Genomic DNA, 16744 nt, shown 5'->3' with positions numbered 1-16744 from the left:
ATGGTCCAAAAAATCTTATCTTGTGCCTGTTTGAACGAGATTTTGACGCATCGTCATCGGCTAAATGTTACGAGCAAATACAGAATCCTCTTCGTTTGCGCGTGAATTTCCCTGGTCAAACGAAGCAACGGACGCCTGCTTGGTTTGACCAGAATTCTTTTCCGGCTTCCACCACTCCTGGAGGTTAACTCTGTCAGAGCGCAGCTCGAATTCGCGAAGATCATGCTTGAGAGATTCTTCGGCGCGGGCGGGGTGAACTTTGTTGACTACTGCCGCGGCTCCGGCCACGCCAATACGTTCCAGTAAACGAGCGGATCGCGTAAGCCATGCCTTCTTGGTTTTGCCTGCTTCGGCTACCAACACTGTCACGTCCGCCATTCGGGCAAGATACTCGGTCTCAGCCGAAATGAGAATTGGCGCCGCATCGATTAGCACGACATCGTACTCTGAGGAGAGGTTCTGGAAGCTCTCAAAGACGAGGTTTGTCACGGGGGCGATTCTCGTCGGAATAGCCTGGAGGTTGGACTTGGCCTTTTGCAATTCAGTCGCCGAATCAGCGCCGTTGTCGACTTCGTTGGGCAAGCTTACAGTGCGCTTTTGCAAGCCTGTTCCCAGGGTAATGAAGGCTACAGGCTCGGAATTTCCAGAGGGATCGATTACTAACGTTTTGCGTCCGAGTTTGGCAAGCATGCTTCCGAGATTTTCAATGATGGAAGTTGTGCCTGCTCCGGAGTTTACACCGGTCATCACGAAGGTTCGAGCGCGGCTGATTCGGGCTGCATGATCGATTCCAGCGGCGAGGCGCAGAGCGCATTCGTCAAAGACTATCTGTGTGACCTCCCGGTCATCGAACAACATGCCGATGGGGGCAAACCCGAGTACGGCTTCGACGTCTGAAGCTGTGTAGATATGCGGATCGAACAAGTCAAGGATCACTGCGATGAGAATTCCCATGATGATCGATACGGGGAATATCGCAATGAGCAAAGTAGTAACCCTACTCTTCTCCGGGCCAAGAGGCGTCATAGCGGGCGAGAAGAGATGAACAGAACCCGGGGAACTGCTTTCCAGTTCCAGATTGCTGATGCGATCGTCTACGGCCGTTTGACGCGCTTGCAGACGGTCAAGGTCTGCCTGTATTTCCGCGGCCCGCTGGATTTTGGGGGCTGTGCTGGCGGCCTGGCTGGTTCCACGCTGTAAGTCGCCATTGAGCTTGGATTCGACCACCTGAGCCTGATTCAGCTGCGTTCGCAGCTTCTGCTCAAGATGCGCGGCTGCCTGGCGCCGCAGACTCGCCTGCATGTCGGCAAGCTCTTTTTCGATCTGTGCGAGAGCTTCTTCTGTCTGTTTCCGTTGCGGATGGTTCTCCGTCATACCGCTCAGCTTATCTACCAGGTCCGCCTTGTGCTGGCTAAGAGATGCTTTGAGCGTCACCAGGCTGGGGTCACTGGCGATCAGGTCATCGGCAGCTGCATTCAGCGCCGAATTAGGCGCTGACGATTCGCCGCTATTGATTGCTTCCAGTTGCGCCTCGGCTTGGATTCGTTGCTCGTGGGCCGCTGTCAGAGCTGTTTGAATCTTGACGTTCTCATCATCGATAAGGCTTGATCCCTTGGCGGTGAAGGATGCGACTCCCAATGCCCTCGTAATCTTGTCCTGCTCCTGAAGCAAGGAATCGGTTTCGTTTTGAATTCGAGCCTGCTCTTCCTTGAGCGACGCAAGGCGGTCGTCCCGTCCGTAAAACTCCTCGGATTTAGCCTTCTCGATGTAGACTGCGGTGACGGCGTTGACGATGTCGGCTAAGTGCTCGGGTCTGGAGCCCGAGATCCCGATTTCGACCTGGTAGGTTCTTTCTATACGCTCGATCCCGAGTGCCCCTTGCAGGCGTAACACTGCGCTGTGCTCTGTCTCACCCGGAAATTGCCAGGTGCCAGGAGGCATTCTGCGTATAGCCTCGGCGAGGATGTCGTACCGGTTGATGGCGTGAACGGTTTCCTGAATATAACCTTCGTACGGCCGTTCGAGTTCACGGTCATCGACAAGCGTCTTGATTGGAGTTGGCGAGACGTAGATAGTACTGGAGGCTGAATAAGTAGGCTTGTGCTTTGCAATTACCGCAAGTCCCAGGCCAAGCACAAGCAATGTCACAAGCAAGGACGATACGGGATGCAACCGCAGGCTATTCAACACATTGATGCGGAAAGGACTCGTTCGCGAAGCAGGACGGAGCGGCTGCTGGGTCGCAACGGGAGAATAGGGCTCCGGGTTATTGGTCGGTGTCATGTACATATGCTTCGATCCTTGGAGAAGGTGACTCGAACGCTCGATCAATTACGATTGCGGCTCTCTCCGTTTCCGCAATCCAGGGTTGAAAACGGTCTTCCCGATTGCTCAACCCGCGCCTACAATCGCAGCGAGGCTGACCAGTGTGGCGACAGGGCTGATCCTCTGCAAGAGATACGTCGCCTTGTAAAGGCCGGACTTCGGAACCATGATTACGTCGCCAGAGTGCAGGGTGAACTCCTGCTGGCCGGCCAGAGTCATGACCTTCTTGTAGTCGATTGTGAAGTCCTTGCCGGTAGAGGGCTGAAGGATGTGAATCTTCGGATTGAACCCGCCGCTCTCAGCACAACACCCGGCCTCGGCAAGGATACTGGTAAGCGTCGAATCCGGGGTGAGGGGTACAGTGCCTGGTTTGCCCACCTCTCCGAGTACCGAGACGAACAGTTCCCTGGGCTGAGGCACGAAGACAATGTCGTTACGACGCAAACGCATGTCTGCCAGCGCATTTCCGCTTACCAGCAGCTCGCGCAACTGGACCTGAACGGCCGTATCGTTGCCGCGGTATATGGTGCAGGTTTCGGGAATGCCCGTCCCGACATTAGTGGAAGCGCCATTTGCGGTTACCTGCGGCGAAATCAGGCCGGCTTTACCGATTGCGTCGAGCAGCGTGGGTGTGCTTTCGAAGAATATTTCTCCGGGGTGTTGCACGTATCCAAGGACACGCACCCTGTTGGAGCTGTATTTGTCGATGCTTACGGTCACGGTCAAGTCCCTAAAGTACTTGCTCAGGGCTTTGATAATTGCATCGCTTGCTGCTGCGCGGGTGAGATCTGCAACGTGGACGGGGCCGATAAGAGGCAGGGTTATCATTCCGTCTGGACCGACGGTCTTTTTGCCAGCGAGTTCGGGCCGTCCGGGAAAATCCAGGCTTATTTCATCCCCCGCACCCAAGGTATATTCCTCATTGGCCGCGGGCTCAAAGTTTTCAAGGGACTTCTGATCTCTCAATGTCAGTACGGGCCCGTTGGACGGGACCGTATTCAAGGCCGAACCGGAAGATTGCGGCGACGAGGCCGAAGTTGGATTTGCTGGCTGTAGTGCAGGCTGTTGGGCCATGGAGCTGGTCGAAGCCACCAAAGCTGTCAAAGCCGTCAGGGCAAACGCCAGAGCAGCCCATTCTAGATTTGCGGCCGTGCTTGCAGACTTCATTTCAACCCTCCGGGGAAGTGCCCAACCTATACTGTCTTACGCGTATCGCCGGCTATTCAGGCGTCACATTGTTACGTAAATTCAGAGTATCGGGGATGTTCTTACCCGATTCAATCCCTACAAGGTGTTATCCCGTTCTGTGCGAACCCAGGCGGCCTTCGAACTGGATCCTCGCAGTACACCTGGAATCATCCGGAGTTTGCGCAGGACATATACAGGCGCCAAGGCAAGCAATTGCAATGTCTTGATAAAATCCGGGCCTGCCCAGGCAGCCGTAAGCACATGTCCCAGCACGATTACGAGGGAGATGCCGGCATACCAGCGCAGCCATTCCAACGGGATCAAAAGCGCCAGGAGTAAAAAGAAGACTCCATAGGCTAGAGGTAAACCGATCAGATCACATAAGGGCTCAAGCAACTTGAGGCGGCCGCTCAGAATCCTGCCGATGAGCGGAAGGGCCCAGATGCGCGCTGTGTGAAGCCGCCCACCTTCCCAGCGGGAGCGTTGTACGTGTTCGCCGGTGCGCGATTCAGGAAACTCCGCGGAGATAACTCCCGCGTCGAGATAATGCACCCGCTCGCCGGCCGTGACCAGATGCAAGTGGTATTCAAGATCTTCCACAACGGAGAATGCATCGTATGGGATCGCGTCCAAAACCGGGCGAACGATTCCGAATCCGTTCCCGAGAATACCGGCAGAAAGTCCAAGCCGCTGGCGCCCGCGAGGCCGGATTACATTGAATCCGCGGAAGGCCAGAGCTGCGAGTCTGGTGCTGGATCGTTCGGTGGTGCTGAACATCTCATAGCGGCACTGCACGACCCTGGCTCCGGTCGCAAACGCAGAGCGGACTGCACCTATTGCGTTTGTAGATACCGTGGAGTCCGCGTCGACGACCATAACTGCCGCGGCTCCGGCGGCGAGTGCGTACTGGAAACCGTGGCGCAGCGCGAATCCCTTTCCTCGGGCAGTTGGGTCGTTATAGTCCAGAACCTCTGCGCCTGCAGCAGCGGCCCGAACAGCTGTTGCGTCGGAGCAGTTGTGTGCAACCACCAGTATCCTGACGTCAGGGCCTGCGGAAGCGCGTAGGCTTGCAACACAGCGGGAAACCAGAAGCTCCTCATTGTGAGCAGGGACGATGACGGCCAAATCACAACCGACGAGGTCGTCCCTGGTCGATCTGGCATCGGGTTTCGTGCTGGCCGGCAACAGGTTTGCCGAAGTCACGAGTAACAATTCAAGCACCAGCGGAAGCGTCGCAAGCAACAGAAGAGCGCCAAGAAAGGTGAAAAGGAGGTATGTCATCGCAGCCAACGCCTATTCCAAACCGGTTGAGTGCGTCGCGACCCGTAAGACGCATTACCTGCCAGCACTTGCGAAGGCAGCTGGTACAAGGGTCCGTTCCTCGGTTTCCTCCGCGGTGATGATCCGTCGGCAAACATCCTGCAGCAGTTCCACGCGGACGTCCACACGCGCCATGTCCCGCCGATTCATGTCCCAGGCTGGAGTAAAGCTTGAGAGCAGGCGTTGTTCAGCCTTTGCTGTTCGGTAGAGCGCGTCACTGACCATCGTAGTCGTCATGAAATAGTTATGCAATTGTCCTGTGCGGAGGACTCGTGAGAGATGGGATGGCAGTTCTGCAAGCCACAACTGCTCCCGACGGCGTCGCATCCACCCAGCCAGACGAATTAGGGAACCGAGGGATTCCGGTCCCAGATAGCCGATTTGCGACATATCAAGCACGATGTTCATTCCCTCTTCGCAAGCGCAGCGGCTGCAGGCATTGAATTCCTCCAAGGCTGTGCCACTGAGGTCGCCGATCATAGAAATCAGCTTCGTGTTTCCGACTTGCTGAACGATGATATTAGACTTGGCGGAGTGTCTGGGCTGCACCGCCGAGGCAGCGATGTACCCCGGAAGATGCTGTAAAAGGCACATTGCGTCGGCCAGGTAGCGGGCCGCCAGCCTGCGAGGCTCCTGCAATGTGCGATACAGCCATTCCAAGCCATTGCGCTGCATCCACTGGGGGGCGCGGGGAACGGTTCCTGAGATCATGTCCAGTGTACCGCCTACGCCGATGCAGACGGGCACCTTCAGGCGGTCTCGATGCATCGCAATCCACTGTTCCTGTTTGGGGTTGCCGAAGGCCACAAGCAGAATATCCGGCCGCGCCTCTTCGATGCGACGAAGGATATCTTCGTGGTCCATCTTCTCCAGCGGCAGGGGATCAGGGGAATACCGGCCTACTATGCGCAGATCTGGATAGCGCTGCTTCAGCACTTTAGCGGCACGCTGGGAGCGGGCCTCGCTGGCGCCGAGCAGGAAAACGCCGTAGCCGCGCCGCGCCGATACATCTGCCAGACGCTCGACGAGATCAATGCCACCGACGCGCTCCTTCAGTGGGGTTCCGATCAGCCGCGAAATCCAGACGATAGGCATTCCGTCCGGAACGATCATTTCGGACGAGCACAGAATATCCCTTATTTCCTTGTTCTGCATGGCATTCTTCAGGAAGTCAACGTTTGCCGTTGCCACCTGATGAAAGCCGCCTTCCCGAATCTGTTCTTCAATAAGCGCGACCGTCTCGTCCATGGTCACGTTATGGAAGGGAATACCAAGGACAGCTACAGTAGTGCAGGATAAGTTCAACATGTCGTGCTCCAAGGTCAAGTTGCTACTTCGTTTCAATGCAGAAAACTTGCCGTAATTGCAGGGAATCGCTGTCCCCACTTTGTGGTGCTGCGCCGTAAGTTCGGTGCATCCGGAGTGGAACTGCCGTCGCCGGACTTAGATTTACTGGTGAATGGCTACGTGATTTTCGTTGAATGCGACTTCGTCGCTGACCTGCATCTTGTAGAAAAGCCAATCCGGATCGCTCTGCAGAATCTCCGCGAGATGAACGCGGATGTCACCGGTTGGTTCGCGAAATCCGTTCATGATTCTGCTCAAGGACGCTTCGTGAATGCCAAGCATTCTTGCCAGGCGGTTTTGCCGGATGCCCGTGGTGTACATCCGAAGCTTCAGATTTGGGTATATGTCTCGATTCAATGTCACGGTTACACTCTCGATTTCAACTGGCTGCAGCTTTCTGGAGGGAGCAGAAGCAGCAGTTACTGCAACCTGCAGTGCAATCCGGCTGCCAAACCCTAAATCTCTTATTCGTCAACATATTGTTGCGAAGAGCAGATTAGATAATTCCTAAAAAATCTCCATAGTTCCAAAACTGTCCGAAGTTCTTCTGAGCCATAGAGATACGGCATAACCAGATCGTGTAAAGTGCTATACCGCTTTAGTTATCGAAAGGAGATACCCAATATTTGGAAATTCGTAGTAATGAGGCGCATATTAGTAACCCATATTGCGCGAAAAACGAGTACTCTAGTAATAAGATTGCCTAGCTGCCTGAAATGGCCTCGATCCCAAAGCGGGCATTGGGGGGGTGAAATGGGATTGCTTTCGATGAGACGCGCCACGTATACTTCAGCCATCACACTGACCTCTCAGGCGCGAACTTTCCGATAAAAGCGGGCTCGGAGGCGAATCGTCTCAGTTCAAGTGAAAATAAATTGTTGATGCGCGGGCTGGTCTTCCGAATGGTTCAGGGGATTGCACGCCGGTAGAGCAGGTCGCGCCTGGGGCGGTGCTATAAGGATGATTCCGGGTGATTGGTAAGAGCGTTGGTGAGGTCTGATGGGCGGACACATTGTTCTGGTAGTGCAGAATTCGCAGACCCACGAACAGCTGATCCAGAATCTGGCGGCTGAGGGCACCTGTGCGTTGTGTTTCCGGTCTGTCGAAGAGGCTGTCGCGTATCTTCGCGAACCTGGATGCCCGGCGTCGATTGTTGTATTTGGCGTGACGATGCGCCGTCAGAGCGACTATGCGGCGGTGATCGAGTTGGGTATAGCGAGGCCGGAACTTCAGATCCTTCTGACTGCTCAAGAGCGAAGTTCCATGCTTGATTTGCTCTCAGGCGGGAATCGCGCGGTATGGGTTCTGGATAAACCATTGAATCATGCCGAGTCTGCGGTAATCGTTCGCCGAGCGCTGAAGACGGCGGCAGCGGCAGCTAGCGAAGGGCTGGTTGAAGCGCTTTCGAGCCAGAACGGTGTGTTTCTTCCTTATACAGACGAATTCCTGAGGCGGGTTGGAATGGCCGATGTTCCGGTTTTGCTAAGCGGAGAAACGGGCGTTGGCAAGGAAGTAATGGCCAGGCGGCTTAGGGCGTATTCCCTGCGTGCCGATAAGCCGTTCCTCAAGCTGAATTGTGCGGCGTTGCCGCCGGAACTGGCTGAAAGTGAACTGTTTGGCAGTGCGAAGGGCGCTTTTACGGGAGCGAATGCGGACCGGCAGGGAAGATTTGAGACCGCTCAGGGTGGAACCATTCTGCTCGACGAGATCGGGGACATGGATCTGCGATTGCAGACTAAGCTCTTGCAGGTTTTGCAGGATGGAGAGATTCAACCGCTGGGAAGCAATCGCACCATCAAAGTGAATGTGAGGGTCATGGCGGCGACTCATCGTGATCTGTCGCGCGCCATCCAGGATGGGACGTTTCGAGAAGACCTCTATTACCGTCTGAACGTCATCAAGATCGTTATCCCGCCTTTGCGCGAGCGCCGCGAGGAAATCCTCACGCTGGCCGAGACGCTTTTGGCGCGTCATCTTCCAAAGGGGCAGAAAGCGCCGCTGGTCAGTGACGAGTTGAAGAGATTTTTGTTGGAATACCGCTGGCCCGGTAACGTGCGCGAGCTCGAGAATGTCATGCGCCGTTTTCTCGTCTATCAGGATTCGGCGATGATCATTCGCGAATTGCTCGAGGGAGTTGACGAACTCCGTTCCGGGGACAGTCCGGCTAAAATGGCAAACGGTCGGGATGCAAATTTGTCGACATCCTCGGCTTTGACCGAAGGAGAAGCTCCCGAGGGTTTGGAGGTCGGCAGGCGGCCCGAACGTGTGGATAGCCTGGATCGTCTCGCAGAAGCGTCGCGTGTGGCTGAGACTGAGCTACTGATGAATGCTCTGGAAGCCAATCGCTGGAATCGCCGGCAGGCTGCTGCTTCGTTACAAATTGAGTACAAAGCGTTTCTCTACAAGCTGCAGAAATACGGCATTGTCGAGTCCAAAGGGAAACAGCGCGAAATCAGTGCCTGAATCAGCGGATGGAGCGCTTCGGGTAAAATCGAACGGATCACCATATTCGCGTAATTTGTAACTTTTCATACGTGGCCAAGGAGCAATCTCGTGTTCGAGAATATCCGCGAGGATTGGCAAACCTATGATCGCGAGTGGACTCGCCAGGGTCTCTGGGTCATGATCGTCTATCGATTCGGAAATTGGCGTTATCGGATTCGGAATCGGGCGCTGCGCCGTCCGTTTTCCTTCGCCTACAAAATGCTCAAGCTACTTATGGAGATCCTTACAGGCATCGAACTTCCTTGTGAAACGAAGCTTGGCAGGCGTTTTCGCATAGATCACTTTGGTGGCATTGTCATCAGTGGAGATGCGGTATTCGGGGATGATTGCGTGATCCGAAACGGAGTGACCGTAGGGCTTCGTCACACGGGTCAACGCGGAGCGCCGATTATAGGCAATCGCGCGGATATCGGTGCCGGGGCTAAGGTCCTGGGGAGCATCCGGATTGGGGACGACGTTGCGATTGGCGCCAATGCTGTGGTCATTAGTGACGTGCCATCCAATTCCATCGCAGTCGGGGTTCCGGCCAAGATTCGGCCGCGCAAGGCGCAAGAGATTCTTGTGGAAGCGACGCGGTCGGAATCGAGTAACTAGGCGAATCGGATGTAGCGCCGGAAGGCGCCACAGAGATATATAGGTTACGCTTGCCTGGCCACCCTGCGTCACGTGCGAATTGCAGACGTGTCGGACTCTTTCAGTTCTCGCCGCAGACACCGGACGGCTTCGATACTAATAGTGAGGATCGCGTCGGAGTTGATGTGGAGTATGTTCAACGTCCAAACCTGGAATTGGGATACGCACATGCGCCCCAATGTAAGTATTTGTTATCCTGAAACAAACATCCATATTTGGGGGCGACCTAGTGGCACAAACGCAAGAAGAGCCGAGTCCGCCTACGATTCGTCCCTCTTCGTATATCGGCTCACAGAAACGTATACGCGAGTTGGATGGCTGGCGTGCCATAAGTGTGCTGTTGGTAATTCTGCATCACTTATTCTCGATTCAATTTTCGGGATTGGTGCGGCCTGTATATCTCCTATGGCATATTCTCGGACTGGCAGGTTTCCTCGGGGTCGACACATTTTTTGTGATCAGTGGATTTGTGATTTGTCGCCTTCTGGTATCGGAAGAGTCGCGATACGGATTTCTCTCGCTAAAGGGTTTCTACTATCGCAGGATCTTTCGGATACTTCCGCCGCTGTATCTTTACGTGGTAGCCATAGCTCTATTGATCGCAACAGGGCTCATCCAGGAACGATGGGTATCACTGGCCATCGCGGCAGCATTCCTGGCAGACGTGAACGTACTCCCTGGTAGCTGGTTTTTTGGCCACACGTGGAGCCTTGCAGTCGAGGAACAGTTTTATCTGATTTTCCCGACTCTTTGGATACTAAGCCGGCGACGGTGGAGAGCCTTCGTATTTGCCTGCGTCTTTCTTCTCTGCCTTGTGTGGAACCTATCGCTTGCTGTTTCGCACCAAGTGAATCCTGCTGTGGATGCTCGGACCCGGGTTGGATTTGCCTGCATCTGTTTTGGCGTTTTGATGGCAGTCCATGAACGTCCTGTTCGGCACTTTGCGGCTCGAGTTCCGGGATGGATTGTTAGCCTCGTTGCGCTCACGCTTCTAATCCATCCGGTACCGCATGGGGCCTTCAACGAGTCATTGTTTTCGGCCCTGCTCATGCCTCCAGCAATCGGCCTGATCTTGATGCATAGTCTCGAATGTGGAGGCTGGCTAAGATCCTTCCTGTGTAGCAGACCGATTCAAGCTGTTGGGATAACCTCCTATGGCATTTACCTCTGGCAGCAGCTCTTTACGGCGCCAGTCTCACTCTATTCCTGGGAGGCTCCCGGAGCACCGTTCTTTCTGTCTTTGCTTTGCGTCGTGGTTCCGTTGTCGTACTTCTTTGTTGAGAAGCCGGCGATCCATTTCGGGAAGATGCTCTCGAAAGGTGCGAGGGAAAAGGCGGACTTGCGGTCGAAGTAACTTCTATTCCTTCAGCGTCTCTATGCTTTGTATTTCAATTGCTTAAAGGGCTAAAACCTCGAGTCACAGATCGGATGACGCTTTCACTGGTTTGATCTCTGCCGCTTAAGCTGGCGATCTGGCCGAATGCCTCACGTGTCACGCCCTAAAAAGACAAAATACAGGCTCCGCCTTGCCGGAGCGGCGCCGCTTCATTGACGCCGCTGCGATACGTGGGTTTGAGAAGCAGACTTATCCCAGTTTTACGTTCCGGACATGCTTACGCGGCTGAGTTGCCATGCTACCCATGCGCTGATGGAAATCAGCTTTGGTCAACCTGTCGCGAGACAGTTCAAAATCTACTTCTTCCGGAGGACTGGGGGCGCGGTAGTGGTGATAAATGCGGCTCAACCACTTCCGCTCAGGCCAAGCGCCACGGAGCAGCTCAAGCACCAGCGCGGGTTCCTCCCACGGAACATCGTGCTTGCCATAGCGAAGGTAGGGGCTGTTCGGATTCCACTGGATGGCTTGTGGAAAAAATGCGATGGTCTCACCCGACAGACTGTCCTGCGGGTCCGTTACCGGAGGTATCGGCTGATTCCGAAGCTTTGCGATGAGCGCACCGGCCAGGTCGCCTTGATTTGCAAGACGCAAGTGGCCGAGCTGCGTGCATCGAGGATTGATTTCGATCAGGTACGCTGCGCCGGTTTTCTGATCGAGAACGAAGTCCAGGCCATGGAATCCGCTGAGCATGAATTTCCTCGCCAGCAGTCGCGCCGCTCGCTCCATTTCTTTGTTCTGCATCAGTCGAACCACGGTGGCTGCGCCGGTAGCTCCCTGAGAGGTTAAAACCTCGACAGAAACAATCCCCAGAAGCTTACCCTGCCAACAGGCGATCATCGAGTTTGCTGGACGGCCCTGGATGAATTCCTGCAAGGTAATTCTCGGCGGCTCCTGCCGTTTCCATGACCAGAGCGCGACAGGGTCCAGGTTAATCAGGCAGCGCTTCCATGCAGTTCCGGCGCCAATGGGTTGCGAGAGCCTGCGAAAGGCCGCCTGGGCGCTCGAAAGAGAGTGGACGATGGCCACGCCGGAGCCTCCCCACGTTCCGTCGCGCTTGAGAACTGCGGGGCTGTCCGCGCGCCAGGAGTGTAAGTCGTCTTCCGAGGTGAGAGTTCGCGTAGCCGGCACACGGATTCCAAGTTCCACTGCCGCTTCCAGGAATGTGGCCCGGCTGCGAAGTACCGGATAGGCTATGTCAGCTCCCAAAGAGCGTTCGATGAGAGAGCGCAGATCGGGATTCCGCGCGTGCAATTCATGCAACTGCCAGACCACGCTATCGTCGCAGGGCACGATCAGGATCGGTCGCATAGCCAAAATGGCAGCCTTCAGCGAACCGATGGAGTTGAGTCCTCTGTACGGAAATACCGATTCGATCCCAGTCACAAACCGCAGTGGATGCCTGGATGGACAGACGGCTGACACATTACATCCGTGACGGATGAGTGCGGTCGCCAAGCGCGCCGACAGCGGCCACCACATTGACGCGCATACCAGTACTGCGGGTCCCGACTTGTCGTTCACGAGTGCCACACTTCCGATGGCGATCCGGCAGCTTGGGCGGCGATCACCTGAGGCTCTGATTTTACTTCGTACTATAGCACGCAATTCGGCCCGGTCGGACCACCTCTTATGGGGGATAAGAGTAAACAACTCAGGCCATTAAAACAGTCTGTAGACGCGGCTGGAATCATCTGCGTTTAAAAGAAACGCCACGATGAATGTGGCCTGCGGCTACGATGCCACAGCCGAATTCGGCCGCTCGAAGAAGGATTCTCGTGGACGACGTGTTTCCGTTGGTGAACTACCGCCGAAGGGTGTCATTCAATATATGGTGCGTGGACTGGACAGGCCGTGTGATACGTCGGTTGATCTCGACGGCATCCTGTCAGCCGAGAGCGAGCCGGACGCTTCGCATCGGAATGAATCACCCGCGCTGAAGGGCACTGTGCAATAGGTGATTCATCTGGGATTTCCACGGTAGAGTGCAGGAAGACGGTGCATGTGGGGAATGCGGCACTCTCTCGGCGTAAACATTCACGGTTGCATTTTCATTCATGTGGTGTCGAAGTTTTCGGTATGATCGGGATGATCGGTCCGCCGTCAACGAGAAGATTCCAGCGTGCAGTAATTTGGGGGCAAATGACAAAGCCAATCATCAATAGTTGCTCTCCCTGCGTCGAGGAAAGCAAAGGACTCATGCATGTTTTGGAGTACTTCCAGCAGATCTATGTGATCAACCTTCCGAGTAGACACGATCGCCGGAGGGAGATGGCTGAACAATTGAATGCAATCGGACTCAGTTTTGACACGCCATGCGTTCGCCTCTTTGAGGCTGTTCGGCCCCAGGAACCCGAAGGTTTTCCGAGCATCGGATCCAGAGGTTGCTTTCTGAGTCACCTGGGTATCCTTCGCCACGCTCGCGACCGGCAATTCGAACGTATCTTGATCTTCGAAGATGACCTGAATTTTGCACCAGATTTCAATACGCGTATAGGCAATGTAGTTGCGGAGCTGGAGAAGACAGACTGGAGCCTTTTCTACGGAGGTTACATCGCGGATTCACTTCCTCAGCCCGAAGGAACCAGCGGTGTCCTCCGGCTTAGTCCGACAACTCCGCTTTCCACCACACACTTTGTAGGCTTTTGCGGACCAGCAATCGGCGAAGCTGTCACTTATCTTGAGAACATACTGAGCAGGCCTCCCGGTGATCCGAACGGAGGACCGATGCACGTGGACGGCGCCTATTGTTGGTTCCGGCAACAGTTCCCTACGAAGATCACTCTTGTCTCAGTGCCGATGCTGGGTTATCAACGCAAGTCCAGGACCGATATTCACTCACTGCGCTGGTTTGACCGGATTCCCGGAATTCGCCAGGGCATTGCGTTGTTGAGAAGGATGAGAAACCTTGCAAATCAATGAACGGTTCTAATTCAATCGGGAGTTCGCCGGCTCTGTCCAGGAGGCAGTAGGAGTTTGACATTTGCAGAAGTCCATAGTGTCAGAAAGCTGCCCAGAGGCTCCTTAGCCAATCACGATTCCGCCTTTGCGAAACACATCCATGGTGCCACGATAACTGGCATCACGCGAGCAGTATTCATAAGCGAACTTTTCACCAGCAATTGCGCATCGCTCCAATCGATCATGATCAGCAGCCATCGCACCGAGCGCCTTTACCCAGCCCTCAACGTCCCCTGCGGCGATCTTCGGAGCGTCGTATCCCACCGGGAAGTAATCCGCAATCCCTGACGAACTCGTGGCAACAATTGCTTTCTTGCAATACATTGCAGAAACAAGGGTGATATGTCCGCAGGATGTCTCGTCGGATTCAAGCGGTAGCGCCATAAATTGCGAATGTTTCAAAATGTTCGTTGCCTCAACAAGAGGAATATCGCAGTAGATCTTCACATTCTTCGGGATGTCGATCCCTGTCAAGTTGTAAGGCTGCGCCACGGCAATCAATGTCAACTCTGGCAGCATCTTCATAGCCTCAATTAACGTGCGGTAATCCCGCCCATCTTTTCCCAGTGCGCAGATATATGGGGACTCAATAGGAGGGGGGAGATCCTCGATCTGTACCGAAGAGGGTTGCACTCCCCAACGCACTAACTGAAACCGCTCTACGGACAATCCAAAGTGCTTAGCGTATCGCTCCTTCTCCGCTTCGGAATGAACCATGAATCGCTCGACGCGCGAAAAGGCCCACTTCATAATCAACAAGCGCAAACCCTTGGGTAGTCTAGGAAAATGAAAGGAGAAGGACAGCAAGGGTATTTGAACCGCGAGAACACGCAGGGCAATGGCGGCCCACATCGTGTTGTATTGGCTACATGCAGCTACCGCGCTGCTGGACAAGCGTCTGGCGCTCGAAACACAACGGAACGCTCCTGCCACTCGGCTTAGCCGGGGACGCCGAATCTTGCGTTCCAACAGGGTCTTCGCTTCCTCGGTATGGAAATCCCAGTACGCCTTGCCTATAGTTTCCTCTACATACCACTTCCAGCCGGGTTCAAGACCGCTAAAGACGGAGATGACCGGGATGGGTCTATCAGAAGCCATGTTCCCCCCGCAGCCTAACGTGCGAATGATTCGGGTGCTGCATAACCCATGTCAAGTGTTTGAAGGCGATTATACAGGAGACTGATGGCCCAAGATCCAAGACCTCAGCTATCTGGACCTCAGCCATCTGGAAGTTGAGAGATTCAAGGCTGGCGTGGCTCTCGATACGAACATCACTACAGCAAATCCACGCCTGTTGCACGTCAACCCCAACCCTTCGTATGTTGTACGGTACGGAGTTCGCGTCGAAGGCAATGGACCTATGGGCTGATGGCATGACGTGCTGAATCAAGCGTTGTATTCAGCTTTATTGAACCAGTGCGCATGCGTCTTCGGCACCATCGCCGCTCGGAAGACCGGCGGTTTTACCAGTCGTTGTGTTGGGCCTAATGCGAACATGGTATCTTAGGATCAGATAATTGATAATCAGACACCGCTCGCACTGATGCCTTTTGAATATTGGGTAAGGCTTTGTGTGCAAAGGGGAATCCTATTTCGGAGCAGGGTTTTCAAGTGATACCGTCTGCCGATTTGCCAAGCACGAATCATCGACTCCGGATCGGATTTGTGCATCGCTTTGATGCTCGCAATATCCGATCCTGGTCGGGCATCTTTTTTTTTATGTGCCGGGCGCTGGAAGCCCATGTTGGCGAAGTCGTGTATCTCGGCCCCGACGAGTCTTTCGGAACGAGATTCATCGAACACAATTCCTCTCGTCTCAATCGAATCTGGAAGAAACTCACCGGCAAGATCCTCCTCGGGGACAAGCATCGTTTGCTCGCCCACAGGCTCGCCCAATTCTTCGAGCGGCGAATTCAGGAATCACCGTGTGACATCCTCTTCGCGCCCGTTGCCGCGTCGGAGATCGCATTCCTCAAGACCGATCTCCCGATTATCTACTGTTCTGACATCACTTGGCCGCTGATCCTCGACTATTATCCCGATTTAGCTGCGGTATCATCCTTCGCCAGGGCCGAGGGGCAGTATATTGAATCGCTTGCCGTTCGCCGCGCTAGCGCCTGCATTTTTCCTTCTGATTGGGCCGCTAAAAGTTGCTGCGACGACTTCGGCTTACCGCCCGAGTCCGTCCATCAGATCAGCTTCGGAGCAAATCTGAATGATCCTCCTACGCGATCGGCGGCCCTCAATCGCTCGCTAGACGGATCAATCAATCTAATCATGGTGGGTGTGGATTGGGAGCGAAAAGGGGGTCCAATTGCTTTTGAATGCCTCACCACTCTGTTGAAGAACAACGTTGAGGCCACTCTTACTCTCTGCGGCTGCATACCTCCTGCCGGCTTCGAGCATCCTCGGTTCCGCGTAATTCCATTCCTGAGCAAGCATGACCCTGAGCAGTGGAAGCAGATGGAGCAGCTTTTTCTCGATGCGCATTTCATGCTTTTTCCGACCCGCGCAGAAGCGCTTGGGGTTGTCACGTGTGAGGCCAGCGCCTTCGGTCTGCCAACCATAGCAACCGATACCGGAGGAGTTTGCGGCGCTCTGAGGGAAGGTGTGAATGGTTATGCCATGCCTTATGATGCACGCGGCGACGCGTATGCCGCGAAGATCATGCAGATCATTGCCGAACCCAGCCGGTATTACGCGTTGGTCGTATCTTGTCGAGACGAGTACGAGCGCAGGCTGAATTGGGACGCTTGGGGCCGTTCGATGCGCTCCGTCGTGGACGGTGTCTTGAACCGCAACATAGATCCCCGCTTATCTGATGAAATTCGGGGATAGCGGGACGGACCAAACGGGCAAGGTGGCCGATCGAGGAGCAGGGACTTCACGAAGCATCGCTGGCGGTTCAAATGCAGAGGCCACTCACTCTTCGGCAGTTTTTCGTTTCCGGGGCATCGGATATTGGATTGATGTGTCATTCAAGGACTTGTGTGAGTTTGCGAAGTAGGAATGCAGCGCCGATGACGATGGGATGCGGATCGGACTGTTCCCAGTGAATGTAAGCGATAACGG

13 protein-coding genes are annotated in these 16744 nt (G+C 54.7%); 6 read left to right on the top strand and 7 right to left on the bottom strand.

The window, feature by feature from the left end; all coding sequences use genetic code 11:
* Positions 1 to 60 precede the first annotated feature (60 nt).
* The 5 genes from OHL23_RS25230 to OHL23_RS25210 all read right to left on the bottom strand — a co-directional run bounded on the left by OHL23_RS25230 (position 61) and on the right by OHL23_RS25210 (position 6543).
* On the bottom strand, positions 61 to 2283 hold the full coding sequence (locus OHL23_RS25230) for a GumC family protein (protein WP_263354821.1): 2223 nt from the start codon (positions 2281 to 2283) through the stop codon (positions 61 to 63).
* Positions 2284 to 2391: 108 nt separating this feature from the next.
* Positions 2392 to 3492, bottom strand: a complete 1101-nt coding sequence (locus OHL23_RS25225) for a polysaccharide biosynthesis/export family protein (RefSeq protein WP_263354820.1) — start codon at positions 3490 to 3492, stop codon at positions 2392 to 2394.
* A 117-nt stretch (positions 3493 to 3609) separates the two neighbouring features.
* Positions 3610 to 4794, bottom strand: a complete 1185-nt coding sequence (locus OHL23_RS25220; protein WP_263354819.1) for a glycosyltransferase family 2 protein — start codon at positions 4792 to 4794, stop codon at positions 3610 to 3612.
* A 54-nt stretch (positions 4795 to 4848) separates the two neighbouring features.
* Entirely contained in the window at positions 4849 to 6141 is a 1293-nt protein-coding gene (locus tag OHL23_RS25215; protein ID WP_263354818.1) for a WecB/TagA/CpsF family glycosyltransferase, read from the bottom strand.
* A 141-nt stretch (positions 6142 to 6282) separates the two neighbouring features.
* Positions 6283 to 6543, bottom strand: coding sequence for a helix-turn-helix domain-containing protein (locus OHL23_RS25210; protein WP_263354817.1), 261 nt, complete (start codon positions 6541 to 6543; stop codon positions 6283 to 6285).
* A gap of 636 nt (positions 6544 to 7179) precedes the next feature.
* On the opposite strand from OHL23_RS25210, the gene OHL23_RS25205 reads away from it, so the two are divergent.
* From OHL23_RS25205 to OHL23_RS25195, 3 genes are all read left to right on the top strand, one after another.
* Entirely contained in the window at positions 7180 to 8643 is a 1464-nt protein-coding gene (locus tag OHL23_RS25205; RefSeq protein WP_263354816.1) for a sigma-54 interaction domain-containing protein, read from the top strand.
* A gap of 90 nt (positions 8644 to 8733) precedes the next feature.
* Positions 8734 to 9279, top strand: coding sequence for a serine O-acetyltransferase (locus OHL23_RS25200; RefSeq protein WP_263354815.1), 546 nt, complete (start codon positions 8734 to 8736; stop codon positions 9277 to 9279).
* A 268-nt stretch (positions 9280 to 9547) separates the two neighbouring features.
* The gene (locus OHL23_RS25195) at positions 9548 to 10672 is read left to right on the top strand and encodes an acyltransferase family protein (RefSeq protein ID WP_263354814.1); all 1125 of its coding nucleotides are present in this window, start codon (positions 9548 to 9550) and stop codon (positions 10670 to 10672) included.
* 231 nt (positions 10673 to 10903) lie between these two features.
* On the opposite strand, the gene OHL23_RS25190 is transcribed toward OHL23_RS25195, so the two are convergent.
* A complete protein-coding gene (locus tag OHL23_RS25190; RefSeq protein ID WP_263354813.1) occupies positions 10904 to 12244 on the bottom strand; it encodes an ATP-grasp domain-containing protein in 1341 nt (446 codons plus the stop codon).
* Positions 12245 to 12428: 184 nt separating this feature from the next.
* Between OHL23_RS25190 and OHL23_RS25185 the strand changes: the two genes are divergently transcribed.
* Positions 12429 to 12668 carry a hypothetical protein gene (locus OHL23_RS25185; protein WP_263354812.1) on the top strand — a complete coding sequence of 80 codons (240 nt, stop codon included), beginning with the start codon at positions 12429 to 12431 and terminating at the stop codon, positions 12666 to 12668.
* A 122-nt stretch (positions 12669 to 12790) separates the two neighbouring features.
* Positions 12791 to 13633: a glycosyltransferase family 25 protein gene (locus tag OHL23_RS25180; protein ID WP_396127421.1), complete on the top strand. Its 843-nt coding sequence runs from the start codon at positions 12791 to 12793 to the stop codon at positions 13631 to 13633.
* Positions 13634 to 13735: 102 nt separating this feature from the next.
* Here the strand turns inward: OHL23_RS25180 and OHL23_RS25175 are convergent, their stop codons facing one another.
* Positions 13736 to 14566, bottom strand: a complete 831-nt coding sequence (locus OHL23_RS25175; protein WP_263354810.1) for a glycosyltransferase family protein — start codon at positions 14564 to 14566, stop codon at positions 13736 to 13738.
* A gap of 771 nt (positions 14567 to 15337) precedes the next feature.
* Here OHL23_RS25175 and OHL23_RS25170 point away from each other — a divergent pair.
* Complete coding sequence (locus tag OHL23_RS25170; protein WP_263354809.1) at positions 15338 to 16510, top strand: glycosyltransferase family 4 protein; 1173 nt, start codon at positions 15338 to 15340, stop codon at positions 16508 to 16510.
* The last annotated feature ends 234 nt before the right edge of the window (positions 16511 to 16744 follow it).

Source organism: Acidicapsa acidisoli (assembly GCF_025685625.1).
Lineage (GTDB): Bacteria > Acidobacteriota > Terriglobia > Terriglobales > Acidobacteriaceae > Acidicapsa > Acidicapsa acidisoli.
This window is presented reverse-complemented; position numbering and strand designations above follow the sequence as displayed.